This window comes from Pseudomonas sp. A-RE-22, assembly GCF_019956035.1.
In the GTDB taxonomy this organism is placed as follows: Bacteria; Pseudomonadota; Gammaproteobacteria; order Pseudomonadales; family Pseudomonadaceae; genus Aquipseudomonas; species Aquipseudomonas brassicacearum.
Genome location: NZ_JAHBCZ010000012.1, coordinates 49,660 through 75,742 on the forward strand (window position 1 = coordinate 49,660; position 26,083 = coordinate 75,742).

Annotated in this window: 20 protein-coding genes and 2 pseudogenes; 6 read left to right on the forward strand and 16 right to left on the reverse strand. The window is 59.4% G+C overall.

Going from position 1 to position 26,083, the window contains the following annotated elements:
* Nucleotide 1: 1 nt before the first annotated feature.
* From KGA89_RS08475 to KGA89_RS08490, 4 genes are all read right to left on the reverse strand, one after another.
* On the reverse strand, nucleotides 2-1,681 hold the full coding sequence (locus KGA89_RS08475; RefSeq protein WP_223471253.1) for a DUF1302 domain-containing protein: 1,680 nt from the start codon (nucleotides 1,679-1,681) through the stop codon (nucleotides 2-4).
* Nucleotides 1,682-1,808: 127 nt separating this feature from the next.
* Entirely contained in the window at nucleotides 1,809-2,933 is a 1,125-nt protein-coding gene (locus KGA89_RS08480; protein WP_223471255.1) for an FAD-dependent oxidoreductase, read from the reverse strand.
* Nucleotides 2,934-3,111: 178 nt separating this feature from the next.
* Entirely contained in the window at nucleotides 3,112-3,474 is a 363-nt protein-coding gene (locus KGA89_RS08485; RefSeq protein WP_027912453.1) for a Rieske (2Fe-2S) protein, read from the reverse strand.
* Nucleotides 3,475-3,489: 15 nt separating this feature from the next.
* Nucleotides 3,490-4,428: a VOC family protein gene (locus KGA89_RS08490; protein WP_223471257.1), complete on the reverse strand. Its 939-nt coding sequence runs from the start codon at nucleotides 4,426-4,428 to the stop codon at nucleotides 3,490-3,492.
* Nucleotides 4,429-4,753: 325 nt separating this feature from the next.
* Between KGA89_RS08490 and KGA89_RS08495 the strand changes: the two genes are divergently transcribed.
* The gene (locus KGA89_RS08495) at nucleotides 4,754-5,665 is read left to right on the forward strand and encodes a LysR family transcriptional regulator (RefSeq protein WP_223471259.1); all 912 of its coding nucleotides are present in this window, start codon (nucleotides 4,754-4,756) and stop codon (nucleotides 5,663-5,665) included.
* Nucleotides 5,666-5,690: 25 nt separating this feature from the next.
* Here the strand turns inward: KGA89_RS08495 and KGA89_RS30735 are convergent, their stop codons facing one another.
* Entirely contained in the window at nucleotides 5,691-6,554 is an 864-nt protein-coding gene (locus tag KGA89_RS30735; RefSeq protein ID WP_411740636.1) for a methyl-accepting chemotaxis protein, read from the reverse strand.
* Nucleotides 6,549-7,610 (reverse strand): annotated as a pseudogene (locus KGA89_RS30740) (HAMP domain-containing protein); the annotation flags it as partial. The gene KGA89_RS30735 and the pseudogene KGA89_RS30740, both read right to left, overlap by 6 nt.
* Nucleotides 7,611-8,040: 430 nt before the next feature.
* On the opposite strand from KGA89_RS30740, the gene KGA89_RS08505 reads away from it, so the two are divergent.
* Nucleotides 8,041-9,198 carry an alpha/beta hydrolase family protein gene (locus KGA89_RS08505; protein ID WP_223471263.1) on the forward strand — a complete coding sequence of 386 codons (1,158 nt, stop codon included), beginning with the start codon at nucleotides 8,041-8,043 and terminating at the stop codon, nucleotides 9,196-9,198.
* Nucleotides 9,199-9,527: 329 nt separating this feature from the next.
* Here the strand turns inward: KGA89_RS08505 and KGA89_RS08510 are convergent, their stop codons facing one another.
* The 3 genes from KGA89_RS08510 to KGA89_RS08520 all read right to left on the reverse strand — a co-directional run bounded on the left by KGA89_RS08510 (nucleotide 9,528) and on the right by KGA89_RS08520 (nucleotide 12,385).
* Entirely contained in the window at nucleotides 9,528-11,270 is a 1,743-nt protein-coding gene (locus tag KGA89_RS08510) for an OPT family oligopeptide transporter (RefSeq protein WP_223471265.1), read from the reverse strand.
* A 258-nt stretch (nucleotides 11,271-11,528) separates the two neighbouring features.
* Nucleotides 11,529-11,936, reverse strand: coding sequence for a VOC family protein (locus tag KGA89_RS08515; RefSeq protein WP_223471267.1), 408 nt, complete (start codon nucleotides 11,934-11,936; stop codon nucleotides 11,529-11,531).
* A gap of 23 nt (nucleotides 11,937-11,959) precedes the next feature.
* Nucleotides 11,960-12,385, reverse strand: coding sequence for a YciI family protein (locus KGA89_RS08520; RefSeq protein ID WP_223471269.1), 426 nt, complete (start codon nucleotides 12,383-12,385; stop codon nucleotides 11,960-11,962).
* Between the two features lie 226 nt (nucleotides 12,386-12,611).
* Between KGA89_RS08520 and KGA89_RS08525 the strand changes: the two genes are divergently transcribed.
* Nucleotides 12,612-13,004: an ester cyclase gene (locus KGA89_RS08525; RefSeq protein WP_100264146.1), complete on the forward strand. Its 393-nt coding sequence runs from the start codon at nucleotides 12,612-12,614 to the stop codon at nucleotides 13,002-13,004.
* A 116-nt stretch (nucleotides 13,005-13,120) separates the two neighbouring features.
* Nucleotides 13,121-14,371: an MFS transporter gene (locus tag KGA89_RS08530; protein WP_223471271.1), complete on the forward strand. Its 1,251-nt coding sequence runs from the start codon at nucleotides 13,121-13,123 to the stop codon at nucleotides 14,369-14,371.
* A 33-nt stretch (nucleotides 14,372-14,404) separates the two neighbouring features.
* On the opposite strand, the gene KGA89_RS08535 is transcribed toward KGA89_RS08530, so the two are convergent.
* Nucleotides 14,405-15,466: an HD-GYP domain-containing protein gene (locus tag KGA89_RS08535; RefSeq protein WP_223471273.1), complete on the reverse strand. Its 1,062-nt coding sequence runs from the start codon at nucleotides 15,464-15,466 to the stop codon at nucleotides 14,405-14,407.
* Nucleotides 15,451-18,351, reverse strand: a complete 2,901-nt coding sequence (locus KGA89_RS08540; RefSeq protein ID WP_223471274.1) for an ATP-binding protein — start codon at nucleotides 18,349-18,351, stop codon at nucleotides 15,451-15,453. The genes KGA89_RS08535 and KGA89_RS08540 overlap by 16 nt, the downstream gene beginning before the upstream one ends.
* Before the next feature lie 231 nt (nucleotides 18,352-18,582).
* On the opposite strand from KGA89_RS08540, the gene KGA89_RS08545 reads away from it, so the two are divergent.
* Together KGA89_RS08545 and KGA89_RS08550 are read left to right on the forward strand one after the other, a co-directional pair.
* A complete protein-coding gene (locus KGA89_RS08545) occupies nucleotides 18,583-21,579 on the forward strand; it encodes a PAS domain S-box protein (protein WP_223471275.1) in 2,997 nt (998 codons plus the stop codon).
* Nucleotides 21,576-22,205 (forward strand): response regulator, encoded by a 630-nt coding sequence (locus tag KGA89_RS08550; RefSeq protein ID WP_013692994.1) that lies wholly within the window; start codon nucleotides 21,576-21,578, stop codon nucleotides 22,203-22,205. The genes KGA89_RS08545 and KGA89_RS08550 overlap by 4 nt, the downstream gene beginning before the upstream one ends.
* 76 nt (nucleotides 22,206-22,281) lie before the next feature.
* On the opposite strand, the gene KGA89_RS08555 is transcribed toward KGA89_RS08550, so the two are convergent.
* From KGA89_RS08555 to KGA89_RS30745, 5 genes and pseudogenes are all read right to left on the reverse strand, one after another.
* Nucleotides 22,282-22,731 carry a chemotaxis protein CheD gene (locus tag KGA89_RS08555; protein ID WP_223471276.1) on the reverse strand — a complete coding sequence of 150 codons (450 nt, stop codon included), beginning with the start codon at nucleotides 22,729-22,731 and terminating at the stop codon, nucleotides 22,282-22,284.
* 61 nt (nucleotides 22,732-22,792) lie between these two features.
* Nucleotides 22,793-23,596 carry a CheR family methyltransferase gene (locus KGA89_RS08560; protein WP_013692992.1) on the reverse strand — a complete coding sequence of 268 codons (804 nt, stop codon included), beginning with the start codon at nucleotides 23,594-23,596 and terminating at the stop codon, nucleotides 22,793-22,795.
* Nucleotides 23,593-24,117, reverse strand: coding sequence for a chemotaxis protein CheW (locus KGA89_RS08565; RefSeq protein WP_013692991.1), 525 nt, complete (start codon nucleotides 24,115-24,117; stop codon nucleotides 23,593-23,595). Before KGA89_RS08565 ends, KGA89_RS08560 begins: the two co-directional genes overlap by 4 nt.
* A gap of 75 nt (nucleotides 24,118-24,192) precedes the next feature.
* Nucleotides 24,193-24,705: a chemotaxis protein CheW gene (locus KGA89_RS08570; RefSeq protein WP_013692990.1), complete on the reverse strand. Its 513-nt coding sequence runs from the start codon at nucleotides 24,703-24,705 to the stop codon at nucleotides 24,193-24,195.
* Nucleotides 24,706-24,708: 3 nt separating this feature from the next.
* Nucleotides 24,709-26,061: pseudogene (locus KGA89_RS30745) on the reverse strand (methyl-accepting chemotaxis protein); the annotation flags it as partial.
* Nucleotides 26,062-26,083: the final 22 nt, after the last annotated feature.

The window sequence follows — 26,083 nt, forward strand, 5'->3', positions numbered from 1 at the left end:
CTTAGAACGTGGTCTTGACGGAGAAAGCCAGGTAGTCCCGGTCCTTCAACGACTGCTTGTAATTGAATTGGTTGGCGGCGTTGAGGCTGGTGTCCTCGGGGCCGTAGAAGTGGGTGTAGGTCAGCCCCACCGTCACTTGGTCCAGGTAGGTGGCGGAGACGCCGATGTTCATGTCCCCTCCTCTATCGGGGCCAAACCCGCTGATCACCGCCGACTTGCCCATGGGGAAGTAGCTGATGCCCAGCGGCACGCTGATATCGACGCCCGGGAAAAACTGGCGATAGGTGGGCGTGTACACCAGCTTCAGGCCCAGGCCGTCATCGGTGGCGTTAGGGTCGAGGGCGGCGCGGTTCCTGGTCACGGCCAGCAGGCGGTTCCAAGCGATCTCCCCGACCAGGCTGGCCTCATTGGCGACGAAGGAAGGGCCCAGCGACGCCAGGACGTTGAGGTTGACGTGGGCCGTCCGGCCAACGGCGTACAAGGCGTCATCGTTGTTGTCCGCGTCGACACCCGCCAGGACGGTCTGGGCGTTGGACACCAGCGGCATGTTCCAGCGCATGGATGCCTCACCGGCAAAGCTGTACTCGTCCACGGAAGTCGCGAAACTGGCGCCCAGGACGCGGATGTCTTCCGGGTAAACCCAGGAATATTCGCCGACTTGCCCGGTACTGAAGTTCGGCCCGGTGGCATTCGGCTTCAAGTACAGCGTTGGGGTTTTCTCGTGATATTGGAGCGCGTACAGACCGTAATCCGTCGTCCCGGTGTTGTACTTGAGCTGCAGGCCGCCTTGGCCGGAGCTCCTGGCTTTCTTGTCCTTGCCATGGAAAAACGCTGCCGGGCTGTTGGCATTCCCGCCAAGGAAATCCGGGAACGGCCCGCCGGTGATCAGCCGTTCATTGCCTTCACCGATGGTATCGCTGGTGGAGAAATAGCTGCCGGCGCCCGGCAGGCGGGTGGCCTCCCACTCCAGCTGGTAGAAGGCGCCCAATGACACATCGTCGGTCAGTTGGTAGGCGGTCGAGAGTTGATTGACCGGCCGGGTGATTTCCTTGAACTGGGTATTGGGCACCGATTGCGCCTTGACCACGTCCACCGGCGCCATGGCCCCGGCAATGCCGTTGCCGCCGAAGAACAGGCTCTCGCCCCAGATCAGGCCGTGGCGCCCGGCGCGAACCGACAAGGTACGGTCGGCCAGCTCACCGTTCCAGTAGACGAAGGCATCCAGCAGTTCACCGTCACCGCCGTGCAGTTGACGGGTATCACTGGTGAACTCGTTGAAACCCACCGAACGTTGGTTGGCACTGGCCGCGTCGTTGTTATCGTTGCGGTCCTGGTAGACGGTGTCGTACCAGGCGGCACCGCTCAGACGAGCGCCGAAGTTGTGAAAGCCGATGTCCAGCTCGGAAAGAATATCCAGGCGATTGGAGATCAACCCCTTCCCGAAGTTGTGATCACCGTCGTTCTGGTTCAACGCCGTCTGCCCTTCGCTGAGCTTGCTGCTGGGCTCCTTCAGGCGCCAGGCCGCGCTGTACTTCAGCGTGTTGTCCCAGCGCAAGCTGAGATCGGGATTGCCGGTGTCGATCTGAAACGCCTGGGCTGCCGAGGCGCCAAGCCCGAGGCTGGCCGCAAGGGTCAGGGTGAAGGGGACGCGCCGCGACGCAGCGATCTTGCGAGTAGCCATCGAAGTAACCCTCTTTATTGTTGTTGTATGTCAGCTCTTCTGGTGAAACCGCGCCCGCAGTCCAACCGGGCCAAGCCTGCACAGGCATGAAACATCCATGGGAAGCGAATTTGGTTTTGTCGGCGTCTCAGATAGGCTCTGCCGTGAGCTCAAGCATCCGCCTGACCAGGCCGATCCGGTCGAAGCTGCTGTCGTGGGCCATTTCCTTGTCACCGGCCAGCACCGAGCTTTCGCTGATGAATTTGCAGCGTTCATAACGGCGCGCCATAAAGCGCTCGAGCTGCTGTTCGACGCTGCCGCCGGCGACCAGCTCTTCGCCAAGCACGACGGCATCTTCAATGGCCATGCCGGCGCCCTGGCCCAGGTGCGGTGTCGTGGCGTGTACCGCGTCGCCGATCAACACGACACGGCCGCGGTACCAGGGCTCACTGACGAACACCACCTCCAGCGGCTTGTAGACCACCTGTTCGCTGTCGATTATTTGCTCGCGCAGTTCGCCGATCAGCCCGGTGAAGCCGCTCAGGCGCTGGCGCATCCGGGTCGCCAGCGTGGCAGGCTCCATCCTTGGATTGGCGGGTTCGTGGGAGGTCATGAACAGGTACATCTGGTCCTGACCCAGCGGCACCAGCCCGGCATTACCGGCGGGTCCCTGGAACGTGGCCAGATGATCGATCCCGGCGGCACGCGGGAAGTTGTAGCGCCACACCGCTTGGCCGGTGAAGCGCGGCGGGTACTGGTCGCCGAACAGCAAGCCGCGCATTTTCGAGTACAGGCCATCGGCGCCCACGACCAGGTCGTAACGACCCCGACTGCCATCGGTGAACAGCACATCAACGCCCTCGCCCACCTGCTCCAGCGTCTCGACGCTCAAGCCCAGGCGAATCGAAGCGCCCAAGGCAATGGTGGTTTCGCTGAGGACTTGATGCAGGGCCAGGCGCGAGATGCCAACGTTGGCCGGATACTCGGGTCCAGCCAGGCGCTGACCGGGGATTCGCGCCAGCTGCTCACCGGCCGTGGTATTGATGGTCAGATCCTCGAACGCGTAGGCCGCGCCCAGGTAGCCCTCCAGCACACCCAACTTGGCCATCTCACGCACGACGTTACTCTGCTGGATGATGCCAACGCCGTAGACGGTCCACTGCGTCTTGAGCTCGACAAGGTCGACGACGATGCCTTTGCGACGCAAAGCGATTGCGGCACACAGGCCACCGATACCACCACCGACGATAAGCACCTTTTTCACTGCGTTCATGCTCGTCTCACTCTTATTCTTGTTATTCACGCAAGCGTTCTGCCGGATCGTTCCCAGGCTTCACGGCCGGCTGTTTCTGCACGCATTCGCTACCGCGTTGTGTTCACTTTCTCGGCAAAGCAGGCGTTTGACTAATCGCATGTAGGGATACGATGTATCAGCAACCGCGATACGTTAACTAAGGTTCACACGCCTCCAACTGACCCGCTTCGAGCACCAGCCAATCGGCTTCTGCATGCCATTGCAGCGCACTCAGGCTTTCCCCCAGGCACGGGCCGTACACGCACAGACCCGTGTCAGGAAGGAACCGCGCACCATGGGCGTAACAGACAATCTGGCGGCCATCGACGCTGAGAAAACGGTCCTTGCGATACTCCAGGCGCACCGCCAAGTGTGGGCAACTGTTGCGATAGACGCGCACCTCGCCGTCATGGCGCAGGGCAAACACGCTGTCCTTGCCTGTACCCAGAGGATCGAACCCGCGGGCCTGCCCTTCGACCAATTCATCCAATCGACTGAGAACAATCGCGTCGTGGCTCATGGACGAAATACGCACTCAGGCCTGCTTGGGCGGTGGGCCGCTCGGGAACCATTTTTCCCGGGAAGTGAACAGGAACAATTGCGAGTTATCCGCCGACAACGGCGCCTGGCGCGCCTGCCAGGCGTCATCGTGCTTGTCCATGTCGGCGTCGTATTCGATGTGGCAGCCCAGCGGGCTGTTGAAGTACCAGAACCAGTTGGAACCGAAGAGGTGACGGCCCGGCCCCCAGAAGCTGGTCCAGCCTTGCTGCTCGAAGCGACGCCCGGCCAACAGCACTTCCGTACCGCTGCCCATGTGAAAGGTAAAGTGCTCGCACCCCTTCATATGCGGCGGCGTCTGGATCATGAACAAACAGTGATGGTCATCGGAACCGGCGGGACGCATGAACGGACCCGCGCCAACAAAGGTGTCGGTGGTCACGAAGCCCAGGCGTTTGTAAAAGGCCTCGGCCTTAGCCGCATCCGGCACGAAATACACCACGTGGGACAGGGTGCGCGGCAGGGCCTGCATATCGGGGTTGATGCCCGGCTGGTTGACCGGGCGCTGGGGGGCATGGCCCGGTGCATTGGTCAGGTCCGCCGGCGCGCTGTACGCACGCCGCACACTGATCTGGAAACCAATGGCAAAGCCCATGTCGTCCACACCGTGCACGGAACCATCGGCACCGCGGGTCACCAGGCGATCACGCCCCAGCTCATCGGCGATGGCCTCAAGATCAGCCGCGCTGGCCACGCCGTAAACGGTTTCACGAATCGAAGGCGCAGGCCCGATGGCCGCCGGCAGACTGGCATCGTCCGCACGACGGATGATCACGGCAGTGCCGTCGAGGGCTTCAAAACGACCGCCCTCGCTGTCGACATCGACAGGCAGCAGGCCGTAGTCACGCAGGCAATGGGTACAGGCTTGAATGTCGTCGACGCCAAAAATCAAGGCATCAAGGCCAATGATGTTCATTGAGTTACCACTCCATTGTAATTATTCAGCGCAGGCCAGCACCCCGCTTACGGGAGCCGTGCCAGGCGAAGCGCTGCCGAGGCTGGTCTTGGAGTCGATCAAGCGTCACGCCAACCGACTGTGGGCTGATACTGAAGGGGGACAAACTCACTGACTAATCGCTTGTCGGGATGCGACCTATCGGCAAACGCGATACCTGGCTGCACAGCGCAAATGGCCTGAAAAATCGAACAGTCATCGTTTGATTCACCCACTCGCGGGACTTGACGCCGCGATAGGAAGGCCGGAAGGTATTTACAAAATAAATACAAGAATCGAGACCGCCATGCGTTTTAACCACTTGGATCTCAACCTCCTGGTGGCGCTGGATGTGTTACTGGAAGAGCAGAACATCACCCGCGCCGCCGAACGCCTGCACATGACCCAATCCGCCACCAGCGGCGTACTGGGCAGGCTGCGGCTCTACTTCGAAGATGAACTGCTGGCGCAGGTCGGGCGCAAGATGCAGCCCACGCCCTATGCCCGTGAATTGGCAGCGCCCGTGCGCCAGGTCCTGCTGACAATCCAGTCCTCGATCACCGCCAAACCGGTGTTCGACCCCGCCACCAGCAAGCGCCATTTTCGCCTGATCACTTCGGACTATCTGATCAGCGTCCTGTTTGCCCGGGTGATCCAGAAGATCTCCCTGGAGGCCCCGCATATCACCTTCGAACTGCTGGGCCCCGGCGACACGTCCACCGAAATGCTGATGCGCGGCGAGGCCGACATGATGATCGTGCCTGAGCGCTACCTCCTCGAAGGCCACCCATCGCAGTTGCTGTTCGAAGAAGAGCATGTATGCGTGGTGTGGGACGGCAACACCCAAGTGGGCGACAGCATCAGCCTCGATCAGTACATCGAGATGGGTCATGTCTCGGTGATTTTTGGCCGCAACCGGCAGTTAAGCGTCGAAGAATGGCTGATGAGCCAGTACGGTTTCACCCGTCGCATGGAAGTGGTGACCCACGACTTCAACACCTTGCCGCAGTTGATCGTCGGCACCCAACGCGTCGCTACCATGCTCCAGCGCATGGCCAGGCTCTACGCCAACTACCTGCCGCTGCGCATCCTGCAACCACCGGTGAAAATCCCGGTGATGCGTGAGTTCATGCTCTGGCACCGGACCATGGAGGGGGATCCGATGCACCGTTGGCTGCGGGCGAAAATCAGTCAGATCATCAACGAGCTGGAGCAGTAGTAGCGACCATTACTCGCAGGCGAGGTCAGGTACGAAAGTGCCCGACAGCCGCCTTGAGCTCGCCGCCAACCTGTTGCAAGTCGGCCGTCGAGACTTGCAGTTGCAGGCTTTCCCTGGCACTGCCCTCGGCCACTTCGCGCACCCGCGTCATGCTCTGGCTGACTTGCTCGGCCACCACACTCTGCTGCTCGGCGGCCGCGGCAATCTGCTGGTTCATCTGCTCGATGCGAGACACCGCCCGGGTAATCCGCGCCAGTGCCTGGGAGGCTTGTGCGGCAAGCACCACCGTTTCATCGCTCAGCACATGGCTGCCTTGCAAGCGCTCGGCGGCTTGTTGGGCAACACTGCTCAGACGAACGATCAGCCCTTCGATTTCCGTGGTCGAACGCTGTGTGCGTCGTGCCAGGCCACGCACCTCATCGGCGACCACAGCGAAGCCACGACCGTGCTCACCGGCCCGCGCGGCCTCGATGGCGGCGTTGAGCGCCAGCAGGTTGGTCTGCTCGGCCACCGCCTTGATGACATCGAGCACACCACCAATCGCCGCGCTCTCCACCAGCAAGGACCGCATGGCCTCGGCACAACCACTCATTTCCACAGCCAGGTGGTCGATCTTGCCACCCGCCTGGCGCACCAGCTCGTCGCCCTCACGCGCTTGTTGGTCGGCATGCGCCACCGCTGCGCTGGCCTCACCCGCGTTGCGGGCGACCTCCTGCGCCGTGGCGGCCATCTGTTGCATGGCGGTGGCGGCCAGTTCGGTTTCCTGGCGTTGGCGCTCAACACCACGGCTGTTGCTCTGGGTCACTTCGGCCAGACTGCCGGCCATACCGTTGAGCGAGCCGACACCACGGTCGATGCGCCCGACCAAGCCATGCAGACTGCCCAGCATGCTGCCCACGGCTCCCAACAGTTGGCCCAACTCATCACGACGACCACTGTCTGACGGCGGATCACTCAAGTCCCCCGCCGCCACGCGCTGGACCAACTGCACAGCCTGGCGCAACGGCTGCACAATCAACTGACGGATCAGCAGGCTGGCGCCAATGCCCAAGGCCAGCGCCAGGACGGTGATCAAACCCAATTGGCGATCAGCATCACGATTATCGTCCAGCACCGCCTGCCTTTGCTGTTCATCGGCCTGGGTCAGCAGCTGACTTACCTGCTCGGTCTGCGCGTTCATCGCCGCACTGCTTTGCGCACTTTGCCGACGGCTGTCGACGAACTCGACGAAGGCCTTGCGGTAGTCGCCCAAGGCCGCGTTTGCCTCCTGCAGCGACTCGCCTTGCTGCTCACCGAGATCGAGCGCCTGCATGGCGGCCAGCAGGTCACTCATGCTCATTTCCCAGTCGCTGCGGTAGCGCTCCTCGCCATCGAGCGAGTAGTACAGCTCGCTGTCACGCAGTTTGGCGAGCTTGTCCCGCAACGCAGCCGTCTGCTCAAGTCGCACCATCTGATCGCTGTCCGGCGGTGTCCCCTGCCCCAACCGGGTGTTGAGCGCATCCAGTTGATCGAGAAACAGCAGGGTAAAACTGTCGCCAGCCGTCTGCGCCAGCGCCTGCATGCGCAGGCGCGCTTCCCGGGCTCGACGCAACGAATCGGCATAACCGAGGAACTGCTCCAGATACGTGCTAGCGGCCGTGCCTACTGCGCTATTGGTGGGCTCAGCATCGAGTTGCCGGTTAAGTGTACCGATCGTCTCGCGGACCTGGTCCTGGCGTTGCGGAGCAAGATCCAGGGCGAATGCCTTCTCGGCGATACGCGCACGCAGGATCAGTGCCTGGATCGATGACGCCTGACGCGATTGTTCACCGCGCTGCTGCAGCACACTCAGGGAACGAAAAGCAGTGACCGCCACCGCCAACGTCACCAGCAGCACCAGGCCGAAACCCAGCGACAGCTTGGCCCCCACCGATAGGTTGCCAAACACACGGCTCAGTACGGGCATGTCCAACTCCTCGCACGGTCGTGGAAAAACAGCCTGCCCTTGGTGACCAGGCTGATCGCTGTGCCGGGTTTGGACTCACTCATCTGCCGATACCTTATTCTTGTTGTTGTGCGCGCCCGGGACTCCGACCAATAGCGCGGTGTAGCAGCAACTCTAATGAGTCGTACCTCGACGACACCAATCGCATCCTGCGTTATGAGCAATCGCAAAGTACGATGATAGGTACCCGGATTTGCGGCTTGAACGGTCAGAAGAAAACCCCTACGCCATGGCGACCGTGCGCTCTATCAGCGTTCGCAATACCTCCCATCCCGACTCGCGATTGGCCAAACCATTGGCCTCCCCTTAGCCTGCTTCGAACCGCCAGGCCTGGCCATTTCCGCGCCGGACCTGGCCGCCTGCCGTTGCTTGCACAAGGACAATAACAATCATGTTCCGCTACTTCCCGACCAACTACGTGTGGAATCTTTCCGTCGACCTGGCCATTGAAATGGGCGCCCGCATCGGCGAAATCGAAGAGATGTGCGCGCCGCTGCAAGAGGCCGCCAAGCAACCGGACGCCGCCGGTAGCAAGGCCTTCCGTGAGACCTGGGCGAACATGGCCGACAAGCTGTGCGGCCTGGCTGAAGAAGACGAAGGCAAGGGTCGAATGTTGTCTGCCGGTGAAAAATACAACCGCGCCGCGACCTACTACCTGAGCTGCGAACGCCTGCAGGCCCATGGTGCTCCTGGCCGCACGGAGCTGTACCAACGCTTTCTGCACACCTTCCAACGCGGTATCGAACTGGCACGAGAAAACTGCGAGCGCGTTGAAATCCCTTACGAAGGCAAACACATTTCCGGCCTGCTGGTCCGTGCCGAAGGCGTCAACGGCCCAGCGCCGATTCTGGTACAGGTCAATGGACTGGACTCCACCAAAGAAATGAAATACCGCGTCGGCCTGCCCGCCTGGCTGGCCAAACGGGGCGTGTCGTCGTTGATCATCGACCAGCCGGGAACAGGCGAAGCACTGCGCCTGCATCACCTGACGGCGCGTTTCGACAGTGAGCATTGGGCCAGCCGCGTGGTCGACTGGCTGGAAACCCGCGACGATGTCGACGCCAAACGCATTGGCCTGGAAGGTGTGTCACTGGGCGGCTATTACTGCCCGCGCGCTGTCGCCTTTGAGCCGCGCTTCGCTTGCGGCGTGGTGTGGGGTGCCAACCATGACTGGCGTGATGTACAGAAGCGTCGCCTGGAAAAGGAAGGCAGTTTTCCGGTGCCGCATTACTGGTCGCATGTGGCCTGGGTATGGGGCGCCAAAGACACCGATGAGTTCATGGCCATCGCCGAGAATGTTCATCTGGACGGCATCCTGGATCGCATCAAGGTGCCATTCCTGGTCACCCACGGTGAAAAGGATTCGCAGATTCCGCTGAAGTGGGCACACCGCACCTTCGAGCAGTTGGTCAACAGTCCAAAGCGCGAGCTGAAAGTCTTCACCGAACGTGAGGGCGGCGTGCAGCATTCGAGTTTCGATAACAGTATCAATGCCGGCCAGTACATTGCCGACTGGGTGGCGGAAGTGCTCGGTGGTCGTACTGCATGAGGGGGTTGAACGTCCCGGCACGACTGTAATGCTGTTCACTTAGGAAAAACGGCGCTTCTTTTCAGAAATGGAAAGTGCCGTTTTTTTGTTTTTTTAGAAAGCACGGTGTTTAGTTGCTTTGGTGTGTATATCCGTTTTTTGCGTAACGGCGGCTTAGGGCTCCGCTCTTACAGCGGGTCACTTTCGACTGGGCCGGCTTCCGGGCTTTTCGAAAGTGACCCGCCGTCAGGGCGGAACCCTAAGTGGCCGTTACCGCAGAAACGGATATACACACCACTATGAAGCGCGCCCATCGCATTGACGAGACCAACCGTCGATAGTTACTCATCTCACCCATCCCCAAGCATCTGCCACAACGACGCCCCAACCCCGGTAATGCTCTCCCCGGCAATCAACCCCGCCGCAGCAGTAATGGCAAAGCGTTCCGTAAGGCTCGGCCAGCGACAGCTCACCAGCCACGTCAGCACCGCACCAAGGGCCATCATCAGCGACACCGAGGCCGGCAAGACAAAGGCCAGGCCCAAGGCCGCCGTGCTTGGCAGGTAGCGGGCCCGATGCGCCGGCAGCAGGCTGTCGAGGATCCCCAACAACAAGCCGACCAGGCCGCCGATGAAAATCGCCCAGCGGATGCTCGCTGACAATGAATCCAGGCCCAGGGTCAGGGTTTGCGCCACGGCCTTCCAGGTAGCCACTGCCGGGGCCGGCCACTCTTCGGTGAGCAGCATGGTTTGCGGGTCCGGGATCAGGGCCAGGTAAGCCAACACCCCGACGATGCTACCGACGAAAATCCCCAGGGTCTGGGCAATCAACTGCTTGCGCGGCGTGGCGCCAATCGCCCGGCCTACCTTGAAGTCGTTCATCAAATCGGTGCACTGCCCGGCCGAACCACCGGCGGTGTTGGCGCTCATCAGGTTGATCGGCACCTGCCCTGGCGCGACGATGCCGAAACTCAACTGAGACAATTGGCCGATGGCCCCGATCGGCGGAATGCCCGTGGCGCCGACCACTCGGGCGGCCACCGCCGCCAGGCAGATCGCCAAGGGAATGGTCAACAAGGCCATCCACGGATTGATGCCGAACAACAGCACTTGCAGGCTCACCACCAGGATGATCGACAGTACGAAACCGACGGCAGGCCCAGGCTTGGGTATCGTCCAGATCGCCCCGCCGCCCGCCCTGGTGGACCGATGCAATGCCCACAAGCGAATCGCCAACGAGGCCAGGGTCGAGCAGACCATCAGGCTCACCCCCGGCCAGAGCAACCACTCCACCAACGCAGCGAACTGCGGACCGCTGCTGCCGTGCGGCAATCGCACCAAGCCTTGCGCCAGCAGCCACGGCGCCAATCCGCCCCACGCCAGCAAGGCACCGAGCAGCAGGGTCAGGCCCACGCGAATACCGATGATCCCGCCGAACCCCACTAACAACAGCGAAGGGTCTGCGGTAAACGTCAGGCGCTCCAGTTGGGCGCTCGGGAACCAGCGCGGGATGGCCCATATGAAGGTGTCGACCGCCTTGACCAGCCCGGACAGCAACGCGGCGCTGAGCAGCACCTTCAAGCGCGTCGCGGCTTCGTGGCCGTGGTTGTAGATATGCAGCAGGGTTTCCAGGGTCGCCATGCCCTCGGGAAACTTCAGCGCCTTGTCATTGAGCAGTGAGGGGCGCAGGTACCAGGCAATCCAAATCCCCAGGAAGCTCACCGAAAAAACCCAGGCCACCATGGGAATGGCGTCCAACTGCTGGCCGGTCAACAAAGTATAGGCCGGTATGGGCGCGACCAGCCCACCGGAAATGATCGACGCAGCGGCAGAGGCCACGGTCTGGTTGATGTTGCTTTCGTGCAGCGTCCAGGGCAGTCGCCCCACCGATCGACTCGCCAAGCCTTGCCAGATGCCATAACCAACCAGCAAGGCAATGATCGACATATTGAACGACCAACCGATCTTCAACCCGGCATAGACATTGGAAGGTGTCAACAGGATACCGAGGACGATTCCCGTACTGACCGCACGTGGACTGAGCTCGCGTTCGACGGCGGTGTTCAAGGGGAATGTGGACGAGGTTGGATGCATGCGAAGTCCTTGTCGGCACTGGAGGGCAGCCGCCGGATTCAGACTGATCCCTTTGGGAGCGAGCTTGCTCGCGATAGCGGTGGATCAGTTACAGAGATAGAGACTGACACTCCGCCATCGCGAGCAAGCTCGCTCCCACAGGACCACTTGAAACGGCAACTCAATAAGTGAACGCAGTATTGGCGCAAGGTTCACCTGACAGAGGCAAACCCTGGAGCGTGCTCATCCGAGTCGTCCATCCATGGGGCTGTGCGCGACTTATTTTTCCCCCTCGCAATTGACCATCCAGGCAATCCCGAAACGGTCTTCGAACATGGCAAAGCGTTCCGCCCAGAAGGTCTTATCCAGGGGCATGTACACGCTGCCACCTGCACTTAAACCATTGAACAGCCGCTCGGCCTCCTCCACGCTGTCGACGTTGAGGGAAACCGACACGCCTTGCGGCTTGCGAAACGGTTGGCCCGGTGGGCAGTCGGAGGCCATCAGGCTGAAAGCGCCGACGGTCAGGCAAGTGTGCATGATCAGGTTGGGATCCTTGGGCATCCCGGTTTCCTCGGGGGCCTCGGCAAAAGACATGGAAAACAGATCGCCGCCCAGTACCTCCTTATACAAGGCGAAGGCCTGCTTGCAGTTACCGTTGAAGGTCAGGTAAGGAATGATTCTCATGGTGGGGTCTCCTGTGGTCGGTTTCACGATTGATCGGACATCTGCGCCCGCAGGCGTTCTTCCTGCTCGCGCAACTCGGGGGTAAAGGACTCACCGAACTCCTCGAGCTCGAAGATCTGGCGGATCTCGATTTCACTGTCGCTGACCATCGGGTTCGGGCAGCGCTTGACCCAGTCGATGGCCTCCTGCAATGACTGGACCTTGAAGATCCAGAAGCCGGCGATCAGCTCCTTGGTTTCAGCAAAGGGCCCGTCGATCACCGTCCGGTCCTTGGCGGAAAACTGCACGCGCACGCCCTCGATACTGGGGTGCAGACCTTCACCGGCGAGCATCACCCCGGCCTTGACCAGCTCTTCGTTGTAGGCACCCATGGCGGCCAGCAGTTCCGCGCTGGGCATTTCTCCGGCTTCCGATTCCGGACTGGCTTTGACGATCACCATAAATCGCATGCTCTGATCTCCTGAGAGTGGATGGATTAGGCCGTCCGTGTGGCGGCTCTATGGGTTAATCGAATGGCATTGGCCGAAATCGACAGGCTGATGTGATTATTTTTTCGATACGCCGTAGACCACGCCGCTGGCACACTCAATGGATCTGCCAACGTCACGGAGAGCAGGCCGAAGCGGCAGCATGACTATGCTTTTTGGAACAGACACGTAGCGGAGATCAGTCCCCATGACTTCGAATCTTGCCGATATCTATAACGACTACATAACCTGCCTGAATGCACAGGATTGGGAAAACCTGGGCCTTTTTGTGCACCAGGAAGTGGTTCACAACGCGAGACGATTAGGATTGCATGGCTATCAAGGCATGCTGGAAGCGAACTATCGGGACATTCCCGACTTGCGCTTTGAAGTCGAATTCCTGGTGATCGACCCACCCAAGTTGGCGGCTCGCCTGGGATTCAATTGCACGCCGGCTGGGGAGTTCCTGGGTCTTGCGGTTAATGGGACACGGATCGCCTTCACCGAAAACGTCTTCTATGCGTTCGAGGACGGCAGGATCCGCGAGGTCTGGTCGATTATCGACAAGCAAGCGATCGAAGCTCAGCTCCATTCAACGTAGCGGATGGATGAAATGTAATCCAAGAAGCAATGTGCTCGACATCCATAGTTCGACGCCCCCCGAAGTGAGGAACCTGTCGATCCCATAGTCTGTGAGCCACCCTGGAGGAGATGGCGATGACACACACCCGCTTTTTTGGAAAAAACGTACTGGCCTGCACGTTCATCCTGGCGATTATCGGCTGGGGGATCGGCTTCTATGGCCCGCCGATTTACATGCAAGCCGTCATGGAGCGCACGGGTTGGCCGATCGCCCAGGTCTCGGCTGCCGTGACCTTGCACTTTCTCAGCGGCACGCTTGTCATCGCCAACCTGCCGCGCCTTTACGCGCGCTTCGGGATACCCGCCATCACTCTGCTGGGCAGCATCGTCCTGGGCATTGGCGTAAACATCTGGGCTCACGCCAACCAGTTATGGGTGCTGTATACCGGCGCCCTCTGCTCGGGTATCGGCTGGGTGACATTGGGTGCTGCGGCCGTTAACACCCTGATCGCGCCGTGGTACGTCAAGGAAAGACCCAAGGCCCTGGGCAAGGCCTACAACGGCGCCAGCCTGGGTGGCGTGATCTTTTCGCCGCTGTGGGTGTTGCTGATCGAGCGTTTCGGCTTTGCCATGGCGGCGCTGGTAATCAGCATTGTCGCGGTGCTGCTCATAGGCACCTTCGCTTTCCTGGTTTTCAACAAAACCCCACGAAGCCTGGGACAACATCCCGACAATGCAGACCAACCGGAACCCGTGCCGATCAGCGCCGGCGTCACGCCGTGGACCGCCATGCAGACCCTCAGGTCGGCAGGCTTCCGCACCTTGGCAACCGGCATGTCCTTGGGGCTGTTCGCCCAGATCGGCTTGATCGCGCACCTGTACTCGATCCTGATGGGTCGCATGGGGGCGCATGACGCCTCATTCGCCATGGGTCTGGCCACTGCCAGTGCGATGGGCGGGCGATACGTCGCCGCACGCTTGATGATCCAAGGCATGAACCGCCGACAACTGGCCTGCCTCGGTTATGCCATCCAGATGCTGGGCACGCTGATGCTTCTGGGCCTGGACCTTCACCCGACAGTGGCCTGGATAGCCGTGGTGTTGATCGGTTCGGGCATTGGCAACGCCACGTCCTTGCCACCCCTGATAGCCCAGACCGAGTTCAGCCGTGAACAAACCGCCAGGGTGATCGCCCTGATGGTCGCGATCAGCCAAGCCACCTACGCCTTCGCCCCGGCCTTTTTCGGCCTGTTGCGCTCGCTCTTCACCGATCCGAATCACGCCATCGTCGCCGTCGTGACAACAGCGGTCGTCGTGCAGGGGCTCGCCATTTGGTCGTTCTTTCGGGGCGTGTCCGCTCGCTGCTTCAAGAAAACCGCTTTCTGACCGCTCCCCCTTGGCCAGGCAGTACGCTGAACATCAGCCCTCCTGCGCATCAGGCAGGCGCAAGCGATCTATTTCGTCAAAGAGATTACAAAAGACATCCACCAGGAAAGGATCGAACTGGGTACCGGCTTGTTCGATGATGAAACGCCTGGAACGCTCGACATCCCAAGCCTGCTTATAGGCGCGAGGCATCCTTATGGCGTCATACACATCACATATCGCCACAATCCTTGCCGATAACGGGATCTCCTTGCCTTGCAATCCCTTGGGATAGCCGGTGCCATCCCAACGTTCGTGATGCGCCAGGGCAACTTCCGCTGCCAGGTCCGTCAACGGAGAGCCCTCTGGGTCATGCAGGATTTCATAACCAATGCGGGCATGCTCCTGCATGATCGCCCGCTCCTGCGAGGTCAATGCTCCAGGCTTTTGCAGAATGGCATCTGCAATGCCGATTTTTCCAACATCGTGCATCGGTGCAGCCATCCTCATGAGGTCACACCATTGAGCGGGCATGCCGATTGCCTTGGCCAACAAAGCCGCGGACTCGCCAATACGGACAATATGCTGCCCCGTGTCGTCATCGCGATAGCTGGCTGCTCGACTCAAGCTGCTGCTGATCGCCCTGTAGCTGGAAGCCAGCTGGGCCGTGCGCAGTTCCACTTTGCGCTCAAGTTCAGCATTGACGTCGCGCAGGAGCTTGGCCGCCTGCGCCAGCTCCAGGCAATTACGCACCCTGAGCAGCACTTCAGGCAGATCAATGGGTTTGGAGATGAAGTCGTTGGCGCCCATTTCCAGTCCTTTGCGCCTGTTCTGCTGATCACTCAAGGCCGTCACGATGATGACCGGTGATTCCGTGCGGTCACGTGCATTGAGGCGATCAAGGATCTCAAAGCCGTCGGGTGCGGGCATGTCCAGGTCCAACAACAGCAGGTCCCAGGCGTTCGCAAGCAACCAGTCCAGTCCTTTGGCAGAGTCGCTGAATGTGGTGATGTTCTGCAGGCCCACGGCTCGCAAGCATGAATCCAGAAGCCGGAGGTTAGTGGCCACGTCGTCGATAATGACGATCCTGCTTTGCGCATCTACTTTGGCAAACATACATCCGCCCTCCCCGTGGCGAGCGTCAATACCAGACTACGAATACTCTGCCTCTCCAATGGAGAAGAGACGATGGCCTGGCATTCAAGCTGGCCAACCGAAGCGTGATCGACGGCCGCACGGACCACGATGATCGACATGGCAGTCTTTGCGATACGCGTGCGCAAGCCGCTGAAAAAAGTGTTCAGCACCGGCGTTGGGTCGGCAGTGGCGACGATCAATACGCTGACCGCCGTGGCATCAAGCACGAGACCCGCTTCGGGCAAGGTATCAACCCGTTCCAGCTCGAAGTCGCCGATTAACGCCTCTCGAACCACCTCAGCATCCTTGGGGTCGTTACTCACCAACAACACGCGTGGCAAGGCTATCGCCGACATTTTGGACTCGTTCCCCGGCACAGGAAACGCCGCCGAGCACAGGTCGATCCAGAACGTCGTCCCGACTTCGACGTGGCTTTCAAAGCCCATGGTGCCGTGCATCAGGAGCGCCAGATCTCGGCACAACACCAAGCCAATGCCAGTCCCCTGGATGGACGAGTTCTCTTTACCCAAACGCTGGAAGGGTCTGAAAAGCTCGCCCAGCAAAGCCGGGGAAATCCCCATGCCGGTATCCGTCACATAAAGACGAAGCCTGGCTCCGTCCTCGACAACCAAAGCCCCCAGAGTAATGTCTCCACCGGGCCGGTTGTACTTGATTGCATTGGATAACAGATTGATCAGGACCTGCTTGAGACGACGCTTATCCGCCCAGACATGCCATGTATCCAGGGGAGCATTGATGTGCAACGTCTGGCCATGCGCCGAGACTTGCTGCTGGACCATGTCAGCGCAGTTGGATAACAGGCTTGCCACGTGTACGGGCTTGAGATCCAGCAGTGGCTTCTCGGCCTGCAAGCTGGAGAGGTCCAGCAGATCGTCAACCAACTGCATGAGGTGTTCACTGGCCTTGATGATTTCCTCCAGGTTGGCCGTCTCTTCCAATGCCGGGGCAGGCGACTGCATGAGCCCCAACTGGGCAAACCCGTAGATCGCATTCAATGGCGTACGCAGCTCATGGCTCATGCTGGAGATGAATTTGGACTTGGCAGTACTGGCGGCCTCTGCCTCCAGGGTTTTCTCCCGCAGATCCAACTGGGTCTGCTTGAGTGTCGTAATGTCGACACACGCCACGACCACGACACTGGAATCATCCAGCCGAGAGGGCTCCAGCGTACGGCCCCGGCAAAGGATCCAGATCAGCTTTCCATGCACGTCCCTGATCCGGAACTCCACTTCCGGCGCCACGCTTGCACTGCCCCTGGCCTCCTCCAGAAACCGGGTGAAGGTTTGCCGATCTTCAACGGGAATGTTCTCCAGCAATCTCGCCATCGGCACTTCATTGACGGCAAAGCCGAAACGCTGGCTCAGGGCACCCTTGAGAATAAAACGCGGCCGTTTCGGGTAGTACTCCCAGAGCCCTTCGGCAAAACTCTCCATGACCAACTCCAGACGCTGCTGTGTGGAGCTGCGTATGAATTCGGCCTGGGCCAACTGCCTGCCCATCCCCAGTGCCTGGTCAGACATTGACCACAGTTCGGTGATATCGGAAGGACTTGCCGCTGGTTGCCAGTTACCCCGGCCGATCTCTCGCATCATGCGAGAGACCCCTTGCACCGGCGTGCTCAACTGGCGACTGAGATCACGTGTGCGCCACCACATGAAGGCAAAGAACAAGGCATAGAACACAACCAGCCCCGCGACCAACAGGTACCCCACTTCGCGGTAATGACTGGCAAGCAGATTGGTTTCCTGCATCGCCGCCGCTTCGTCCACTACCGCCAACAAGAGCCAGCCGGTGGTGGGGATCTCGCTCCAGGCGACCAGGTGAGGCCGTCCATTCAACGTCAGCGCAACAATGCCCTCTGGATGACCCGGCAAGTTCTTATTGAGACTGGCGAGGTCCGGATAACGAGAGAGGTTCAAATCCGGCGATTGCAGGCGCTCGCGATCAACAGGCTCTCCAGCGGGCTGGTTATCGACGGCTCGCAGGGAAAAATCACGTTGCCCCGCCTTGGGCACGGCCATGATATCGAGCTTATTGTTGACCAGCATCAGGTAGCCACCCCAAGGCATCTTCAACTGCTCTATTTGCTTCAAGATGCCATCGACCGTTACGTCGACCCCGGCTACGCCCTCCAGGAAGTCGCCGCTGTAGACCGGCGCAATGGCAGACATCATCCACCCCTGGCCGGCGGGATCCAGGTAGACATCGGTCCAGACTACTTTTTTATCAGGATTATGTTTTGCATCGGCCAAGTAGTAGAAGTTGTATTGGGTGATGTCCATATCATGTGGGTACTGCTCGAGCGTATTAAACCAGGGATAAATCCGGTTATAACTGTCCCACGTATTGAAATAGATGCTGGCAATCAGAGGATCCCCGTCCTTCAACTGCTTCATCATGAAGTCCTGATTCGCCAGCAGCGATATCTTGTAGAGGTCCTGCTTTTTCAGCGGGGTGACATTCGAATAAAACGAGGCGGACGCCCCGTCGTTTGCTGCGCTGTAACGGACACCATCGGCACTTGCTGAAAGCGATGCCGCCACGGGAGGCTGGTTTTCGGTGAGCTCATGCTCAGTGGACTTGGCATAAAGACTGATCGTTTTGTGAACCTGCTCCAACTGTTCTTGCACCAACAGCGCATTCTGCTGAACCGATACCTGAATGTCTCGTGTTGCACTTTGATGCAGGTGCTCGATCTGGGAGTTTCGAATGGACTGGTTCGTGATGAAATAAGTGCTAATCAGCACGCCTTCCACCAAGACGAGCGGCAACAGGCTGGTACTGGCAAACGCCCGCCAGATCCATCTGCGCAAACTGACCCTATTCTTTGAAGCTGCTTGCATAGATACGCTCGTTGCGCCGGCCACACAATTGATATCACAGCGGCATCATTGTGGTCTCATCCTTGATATCTGTCCAAGGTAACCCCCTTCCTTTCGTCCGCGGGCAAAACCCTGCAGGTATACCAAGCATCGATCAAAACCCGTGGGCAGCCCTATGACCATAGTCGAACACTCGATTTAGCTCTCAAGACTTAAGCTATGCTCAGGAACGAGTTGCCAGAGGATGGGCGAATGGATTCAGCCATTGCGGTAGCAACACCGGACACGCAGGATGCGGACGACGTGGGTGTCTTGTTGCTGGACGCCCAGGGGGCGCTGCTCATCATGGATGACTGCGCCAGCGGATTGCTGGGGTTAAGCGAGACCGCCGCTTCCCTGGTTCCCTTACCCTCCCTGTTTTCTCTCAAGCCGCAGACTTTTGAACAGCACATCACCAATGCTCGGCTCAAGGGTAGCTGGCATTTCCAGGGCATGTCGGCCGGTGGTGACACGCTGAGTGTGAAGCTCGACTACAAAGCGCAACAATCCACGTACCTGGTAAAAATCCACCGTGCCGAACACATCCACCTTGCCGAGCAGGATTATCGCTTGGCGTTCGACTCCGCCGGTACGGGCCTGGCCTTGCTGCGAATAAGCGGCGAATGGATCGCGGCCAATCAAATGTTGTGCCAGATGTTTGGCTACACCGAAGAAGAACTTCGCGCGACGTCTTTCCAGCGGCTGACTCATCCGGACGATACCGATGTCAGCAAGGATGAATTAAACCGGCTCATCCAGGGGCAACGCTCAAGCCTGACACTGGAAAAACGCTACATTCGAAAAGACGGCAGCACACTGTGGGCACGATTGACGGTGGGTATCGCCCGTACCCCCGATGCAAGGGCGCTTTACTTTGTGTCGCAGCTTGAAGACATCAGTGAACACCTTGCCCTGCGCCAGGCCTTGTTCAATAACGAAAAAAAGTACCTGTCACTGGCCAAAAACTCACAAAACATCATCCTTCGCTACAACCGGCTCGGACAACAAATCTACGCCAACCCTGAGCTTGAGCGCGCCAGGGGCTTTCCCAACACTCACATTACTGAACGCACCTCGACACCCGATCAGCTCGACGAGTACTTTCGCACGCAAGTAAAACTCACGTTATCTACCGGCGCAGCAAACACGTTCCTGCTGGAAAGCAGGGACCCGTATTCAGGTCGCTCCGTGGATTTCCTGTGCAACCTGACGCCGGAGCATGACGAAACAGGCGAGCTTTGCGGAGCGCTTGTCACGGCCCAGGATATCAGTGCGTTGCGCCGCCAGGAGCGCGCCGAAAATGCGCGCTCTGCCATTTTCCAAAAAATGGTCACTAACGACACGCTGCTTGAGGTGCTGCCGCTGCTCAGCGCCTACCTGGAAATCCTGACACCCGAGTTTCGCAACGCCATGGCTTTCAAAGCCGTGCCCGGCGACGATTCCCTTCGAGCGCCACCGACGGACACATCCTTGATTGAAACCTGCCTGGCCGACGACCTTGGCCGACATCCCGGGCTGTTCGAGCATCCTCACTTCATACGTGATTTAAGGCGCGATGCCTCTGACCTTGCTTTCAGCCAGCCCGCCTTGCAGGCAGGCTACCGGGGTTGCTGGGTAGAACCGGTGATCAATAAGACCGGCGTCACGCTGGGCGTCATCCTGTTGTTCGTCGGCGGTGAAACCCAACTGAGCGAGCAGGACCGCAAGCATGCGCAAATGGCCAGTCATATCGGCGCCATCGCCTGGGAGCGCTGCTCAGCCCACAGCCACTTGGCCCAAAGCGAACGTCGCTACCGCGAAGTCTTCGATCATTCGCAAGACATGCTTTGCCTGCTCGCTGTGGATGCCGACCAGCAACTCAGTTGCCTGGAGGCCAATCCAAAGCTGTGCGAGATGCTCGCCAAGAGCCATTCGGACATGATCGGCCAACCGTTGGGCCAATGCCTGGAAAAAGAAGCCGCAAGTATTGTCGAGGCTATCTGCCTGCACTGCATCGCCGTGGGTGCTCCCATCGAGCTGGATGCGCATCTGCCTTGCAGTCAACGCTCGATCGTTGTCCACTTCAACCTGGTGCCCGTAGCCGATTCAAATGGGCGCTTGCATCGCCTGGTCTGCATTGCTCGCAACATCACCGATATCCGGGAAGCCCGGCGCAACGAATTGGCCCGGCAGCAGGAACTCGGCACATTGGTTGAAAACTCTCCTGATGGCATTGCACGACTGAGTCGCACAGGAGAACTGTTGTTCATCAATCCGGCATTGGAAACCTGGTTGGATCGTCCGCAGATCGACTTGCTGCACAAGGACCTGCTCGAGATCCTGCCGAAAAACCTGCAGAGCCAACTATTCCGTGCAGCCGTCATCGAAGCCGTGGAAAAGGGCCAGCCCCTGGAGCATGAGTATGTGCTCACCGAGCAGCATCGACTGCAACGCGTGTATCACATCAGTCTCGTTCCCGAGCAGGACATCCAGGGAAAAATTGCCACCGTGCTGGCTGTCGTTCGCGATATATCGCAGCTGCGCCTGGCCGAACTGCGCCTGGCATCGCTCAACAAGCAATTGCGCCAATTGATGTCCAGTCGGGAAAGTGCGCGGGAAGAGGAACGCAAGCTGATCGCCCAGGAGATCCACGATGAACTCGGGCAACATCTGACCGCAATCCGCATGGGCACGTCGCTGCTGCGCTTCCAGTACGGCGAGCAACTGCCCCAGCTCAGTGAACAAGTCGCACGCCTGCTGCAACTGATCGACCAGACGGTGCAAGTGGTCAGGGATATTTCCACCAGCCTGCGCCCTTCCATCCTCAACATGGGTATCGCCGCGTCACTGGAATGGCTGACCGACACGTTCAAGCAGCAATGGGGCATCGACTGCAACCTGCAGATTCATCCGCCGCAAATCCGTCTGGACGATGCCAGTGCAACCGCTGCATTTCGAATCGCCCAGGAGTCGCTGACCAACATTGCCCGGCACGCCGAAGCCACCCGGATCAACATCACGTTTGAGCAAGGCGACAATGGCTGGTCGCTGGAAATCACCGACAACGGCAAAGGCTTTGAGCAACGTGAACAATCGTCCAGGACCCTCGGCTTGCTGGGCATGCGCGAACGGGGCCTGACTTTGGGAGGGACCACCACCATATCCAGCAGCATCGGCAGCGGTACTACCGTTCAACTGCGCGTACCTGTTTCAAGGAGTCACGACTCATGATCCGTTTAATGGTGGCCGACGATCACACGATCATGCGCGAAGGCCTCAAGCAGTTGTTCGCGCTGGTCAAGGATTTTTCCGTGGTGGCGGAAGCGGAAAATGGTGTCCAGGTCCTGGAGTTGCTGCGCCACACAGACGTAGACGTGCTACTGCTCGACATGACCATGCCCGGTTCAAGTGGCGAAGATTTGATTGGCCGTATCCACGCCCATTACCCCAAGCTGCCGATGCTCATCTTGAGCATGCACAATGAAGCCCATATAGCCCAACGTGCGCTACGCGCCGGCGCCTCAGGCTACATGACCAAGGACCGCGACCCGGAAGCGCTGCTGGCAGCGATCCGCAAGGTGAGCACCGGGGCGCGCTACCTGGATCCACAACTGGCCGAGCAGATCGCACTCCAGAGCAGCGGTGTAACGCCCGAAAACGCTGCGCAGAGCCTGACCTCACGTGAATTCCAGATCCTGCGCATGCTGGCTCAAGGGCTGAGCGTCAACCAGATTGCCGAACAACTGGTGATCAGCAATAAAACCGTCAGCACCCACAAGACACGGCTGATGGAGAAGATGTGCTTTGCCACCAGCACAGACCTGGTGCGCTACGCCTTGAATGAAGGACTGGTCTGAAACGACGGCACGATCTCAGGGCTGATGTCCGCGAACGCCGCATGCCACCGCGCAATCAACACCTTGATCCGCGCCATCAGGCATGACTCTTGGGCGCTTCGAATACCTTGAGCAGCGAGTTGACATGCTTGAGTTGAAGGCGTCCGGTGCTCACATCGAACACCAGGTGGCGATGCCCCCGGCCACCTACGTGATAAACCCGGCATTGCAACCCATGGGCCTGGATCAGGCTCCTGGCGGCATCGACGTTCTGTTGGCCAATCCCGATACCGTTGCACCGTTTGATCCCTGGGAACATGTCAGCCCCGCCAAAAAGGCTCACCTCGAACTGCTCGGGCCGAGCCCCCGCACGATGAATGCACTCCAACAGCAGCGCCAACGCATCGGCGGCGTAACGACCGTTCAGGTTGCCCACGCCTTGCGACCGTTGCCGCGGCAGCATGTAATGACACATGCCACCCAACAAGCGTTGCGGATGCCAAAACACCAGTGCGACACAGGACCCCAGGACGGTACACAAGCGCATTTGGCGCCCTCCAAAAACTACGTCTCCGGGTTGCAGGAAATACTCGACCACCCGAGCCACCTCAAGCGTCCGGCTTGCGGTAGATAGACGGTTTGACCAACTGCAATTCATCGCTGATGCCATTCAGGCTTTCTGAATGACTCACGATGAAGTAGCCGCCTGGCCGCAGGTGTTTGCTCAAGCGTCTCACCACCTCAGACTTGGTCTGGTTATCGAAATAGATCATCACATTGCGCAGGAAGATCACGTCGAACTGCCCCACCGAAGGCAGTGCATTATTCAAGTTGATCGAAGTGAACGTGATACGTGACGCCAACGCGCGATCAACCATGAAAACGCCGTTGTTGCTGCCCACGCCCCTCAGGCAGTACCTGTTCAGCAGCGCCTCGGGAATGCCGCGGATACCGTCCAGCGGGTAGCGTCCGCCCTGGGCTTTTTCCAGCACCCGGCTGCTGATATCGGAAGCGAGGATCTCCCATGGCCGGGTGCCCAGGCTGTCGGCCAGCACCATGGCCAGGGTGTAGGGTTCTTCTCCGGTGGAACAGGCCCCACTCCAGATGCGCACCGGGCCATTGCCACGAAGCTCGGGGAGAATCACATCGCGCAGAAACTCAAAATGCCTGGGTTCGCGGAAAAAGTAGGTTTCGTTGGTGGTCAGCAAGTCCACCGCCATTTGCAACTCGGTCCGGTCCTTCATCAACAAGCGATAATAGCTGCCGTAGGTGGTCAAGTTGAAAAACTGCAAGCGCTTGGCCAGGCGGCCACTGACCAGCTGTTTCTTGGCAACGGATAGGCTGATCCCGGCAATTTCGTGAATCATTGCCCGAAACTGCTGGAACTCGTTGTCGGAGAGCACGACATTCATGGTCTCGGCCCGTCAGCGTTGACGTTCGAAGGGAGCAGCGCCGACCAGTCCTCGCTACTGAGCATGTGCTCGATGTCCAGTAACAAGACGAAACGATCACTGAGCTTGCCGACCCCCACCACAAATGCAGGGCTAAGGCGCCCCTGGAGTGCCGGTGCCGGCTCGATCTGCTCGGCCGGTATCTCCAGCACTTCGCTGACTGCGTCCACGATGATGCCCACCAGGCCTGCGCCGCCGCTGCCGTGGACCTCCAGCATGACGATGCAGGTGTGTGGGTTTTCCAGGGTCTGGGCGCCCCCGAAACACAGCCCGAGGTCCAGCACAGGAATGGCCGCTCCGCGCAGATTGGTGATGCCGCGAACCTTCGGCGGCGCCATCGGCAACGGCGTAATCGGACCGTACTCGACAATTTCCCGTACACACAGGGTGCCTATCGCGAACATCTCCTGGCCCACGCTGAAGGTCAGGTACTGTGGCGCTGCCGTCCCTGGGGCCGGCAAGCGCGAGGCAGATATGGACATGGTTCATTCCTCGGGATCCACCGTAGACGGCAGCATCCATCTCAAGACAACGTAGGCATGCCTGAGCGCTACCACTCAGTGCAACTGGCTGGCGATCTCACTGACACACAGCACCTGGTCGATCTGAAGCACAGTCAGGAACGCACCCCGCACCTTGACCATCCCTCGAATGAAGTCTTCACGGATCCGGTTTCCGATCGCCGGAGCGGCCTTGATGTCGGCCAACTCGATTTCGATCACCTCGCTCACCGAGTCGACTACGATACCCAGCACTTGCGGCTCGCCTTCCTGAACCAGTTCCAGGATAACGATGCAGGTCCTGCTGCCTTGCTGCGTGGCGCCCCTGCTAAAGCGCGCCTGCAGATCGATCACCGGCACCACCGAACCGCGCAGATTGATCACTCCGCGGATAAAATCCGGCATCATCGGTACGCTTGTAACCTGGCCGTACTCGATGATTTCTCGCACGCACAAGGTATCGATCGCATAAAGCTCCCTGGCGGATACGAACGTCAGGAATTGCAGGAATTCGCTGTCACACGGACTCTGCGGTGCGCGCTCGAAATGGCTCAAGACTGCAGGTTCCATGGCTCAACTCCCGAAGCGAATGAAACCGCCTTCCTGGGCATGCTCACTGCTTTGCATGCCGCCCAGACTGGAAGATGCGGCCCGTGGTACGGCAGAAACCGCAACCCGACCATGCAGGGTGAAAAAGCCCATCAACTCCTGCAACTGCTCGGCCTGGCTACTCATTTCCTCGGCGGTAGCAGCCAGCTCTTCGGACGCCGAGGCGTTTTGCTGAGTGATCTGGCTCATCTGCGACATGGCGGTATTGATCTGCTCCGAGCCGATGGACTGCTCTTCAGATGCAGCGGCAATCTCCTGGACCAAATCAGAGGTCTTGGTAATCGAGGGTACGATTTCATCAAGCAGATTGCCGGCCCGCTCAGCCAGGGCAACACTGTTCTTGGCCACTTGGCCGATTTCCTGCGCCGCGACCTGGCTGCGTTCGGCGAGCTTGCGCACCTCAGCGGCGACGACTGCGAAACCTTTGCCGTGCTCACCGGCACGGGCCGCTTCGATGGCCGCGTTGAGCGCCAGCAGATTCGTCTGGTAGGCAATCGAGTCAACGATCCCTATTTTCTCGGCGATGGTTTTCATGGCCGAGACGGTGTCCTTGACGGCCTGTCCACCTTCACTCGCTTCCTTGCTCGCCTTGCCGGCCATGCCATCGGTCACTTTGGCATTCTCGGTGTTCTGGGAAATCGACGCCGACATCTGTTCCATCGACGCCGATGTCTCTTCAACCGACGCTGCCTGTACCGAAGCCGACTGGCTGATACTCTGGGCCGTGGCGGAAATTTCTTCCGAGGCACTGGACAGCGAATCGGCGGAACTGCGCACCTCGCCAATGATCTGCGAAAGCTTGCTCACCGTTTCGTTGACCGCATTCTTCAAGTCTTGCAGGCTGCCCTGGTAATCACCTTTGACGCTGCGGGTCAGGTCACCACTGGACAGGGCCACCATGACCGTCATCGCTTCGTTGAGAGGGGCAACGATAGAGTCCAGGGTGCTGTTGATCCCCGCCACGATGCGGCGGAAATCACCTTGATGACGGGTGCTGTCTGCACGGGTATCGAGCTTGCCGATCATGGCATTCTCGCTCAGCATCTGGGTGTCTTCGATCAGCGCCTGGACGTTGCTGCGCAGCTGTTCGATGTTGTCGTTGATGAAAGCTTTTTTGCCGGGAAAACGGGCCAGCGGTGCCGACAGGTCACCTTCGCCGAAGGAACGTATGCAAGCCATGGCCTGTTTTTTCACGCTGATGTGGCCATTGACCATGTCGTTGATGCCCTGGGCAATCTGACGGTACGAGCCTTGGAATCGCTGTACGTCGATCTGCACATCAATGTCGCCTTTCTCGTGCTCGTCCGACATGTGACGCATCTCTTCGATCAACGCCGTG

Bases quoted from the DNA above. Each gene is read 5' to 3' on its own strand.
- KGA89_RS08525 (WP_100264146.1), top strand. From the start codon at position 12,612: ATGACTTCGAATCTTGCCGATATCTATAACGACTACATAACCTGCCTG.
- KGA89_RS08550 (WP_013692994.1), top strand. From the start codon at position 21,576: ATGATCCGTTTAATGGTGGCCGACGATCACACGATCATGCGCGAAGGC.
- KGA89_RS08545 (WP_223471275.1), top strand. From the start codon at position 18,583: ATGGATTCAGCCATTGCGGTAGCAACACCGGACACGCAGGATGCGGAC.
- KGA89_RS08565 (WP_013692991.1), bottom strand. From the start codon at position 24,117: ATGTCCATATCTGCCTCGCGCTTGCCGGCCCCAGGGACGGCAGCGCCA.
- KGA89_RS30735 (WP_411740636.1), bottom strand. From the start codon at position 6,554: ATGCTGGGCAGTCTGCATGGCTTGGTCGGGCGCATCGACCGTGGTGTC.
- KGA89_RS08570 (WP_013692990.1), bottom strand. From the start codon at position 24,705: ATGGAACCTGCAGTCTTGAGCCATTTCGAGCGCGCACCGCAGAGTCCG.
- KGA89_RS08510 (WP_223471265.1), bottom strand. From the start codon at position 11,270: ATGCATCCAACCTCGTCCACATTCCCCTTGAACACCGCCGTCGAACGC.
- KGA89_RS08480 (WP_223471255.1), bottom strand. From the start codon at position 2,933: ATGAACGCAGTGAAAAAGGTGCTTATCGTCGGTGGTGGTATCGGTGGC.
- KGA89_RS08560 (WP_013692992.1), bottom strand. From the start codon at position 23,596: ATGAATGTCGTGCTCTCCGACAACGAGTTCCAGCAGTTTCGGGCAATG.
- KGA89_RS08505 (WP_223471263.1), top strand. From the start codon at position 8,041: ATGTTCCGCTACTTCCCGACCAACTACGTGTGGAATCTTTCCGTCGAC.
- KGA89_RS08555 (WP_223471276.1), bottom strand. From the start codon at position 22,731: ATGCGCTTGTGTACCGTCCTGGGGTCCTGTGTCGCACTGGTGTTTTGG.
- KGA89_RS08540 (WP_223471274.1), bottom strand. From the start codon at position 18,351: ATGCAAGCAGCTTCAAAGAATAGGGTCAGTTTGCGCAGATGGATCTGG.
- KGA89_RS08520 (WP_223471269.1), bottom strand. From the start codon at position 12,385: ATGCGATTTATGGTGATCGTCAAAGCCAGTCCGGAATCGGAAGCCGGA.
- KGA89_RS08530 (WP_223471271.1), top strand. From the start codon at position 13,121: ATGACACACACCCGCTTTTTTGGAAAAAACGTACTGGCCTGCACGTTC.
- KGA89_RS08495 (WP_223471259.1), top strand. From the start codon at position 4,754: ATGCGTTTTAACCACTTGGATCTCAACCTCCTGGTGGCGCTGGATGTG.
- KGA89_RS08490 (WP_223471257.1), bottom strand. From the start codon at position 4,428: ATGAACATCATTGGCCTTGATGCCTTGATTTTTGGCGTCGACGACATT.
- KGA89_RS08475 (WP_223471253.1), bottom strand. From the start codon at position 1,681: ATGGCTACTCGCAAGATCGCTGCGTCGCGGCGCGTCCCCTTCACCCTG.
- KGA89_RS08485 (WP_027912453.1), bottom strand. From the start codon at position 3,474: ATGAGCCACGACGCGATTGTTCTCAGTCGATTGGATGAATTGGTCGAA.
- KGA89_RS08535 (WP_223471273.1), bottom strand. From the start codon at position 15,466: ATGTTTGCCAAAGTAGATGCGCAAAGCAGGATCGTCATTATCGACGAC.
- KGA89_RS08515 (WP_223471267.1), bottom strand. From the start codon at position 11,936: ATGAGAATCATTCCTTACCTGACCTTCAACGGTAACTGCAAGCAGGCC.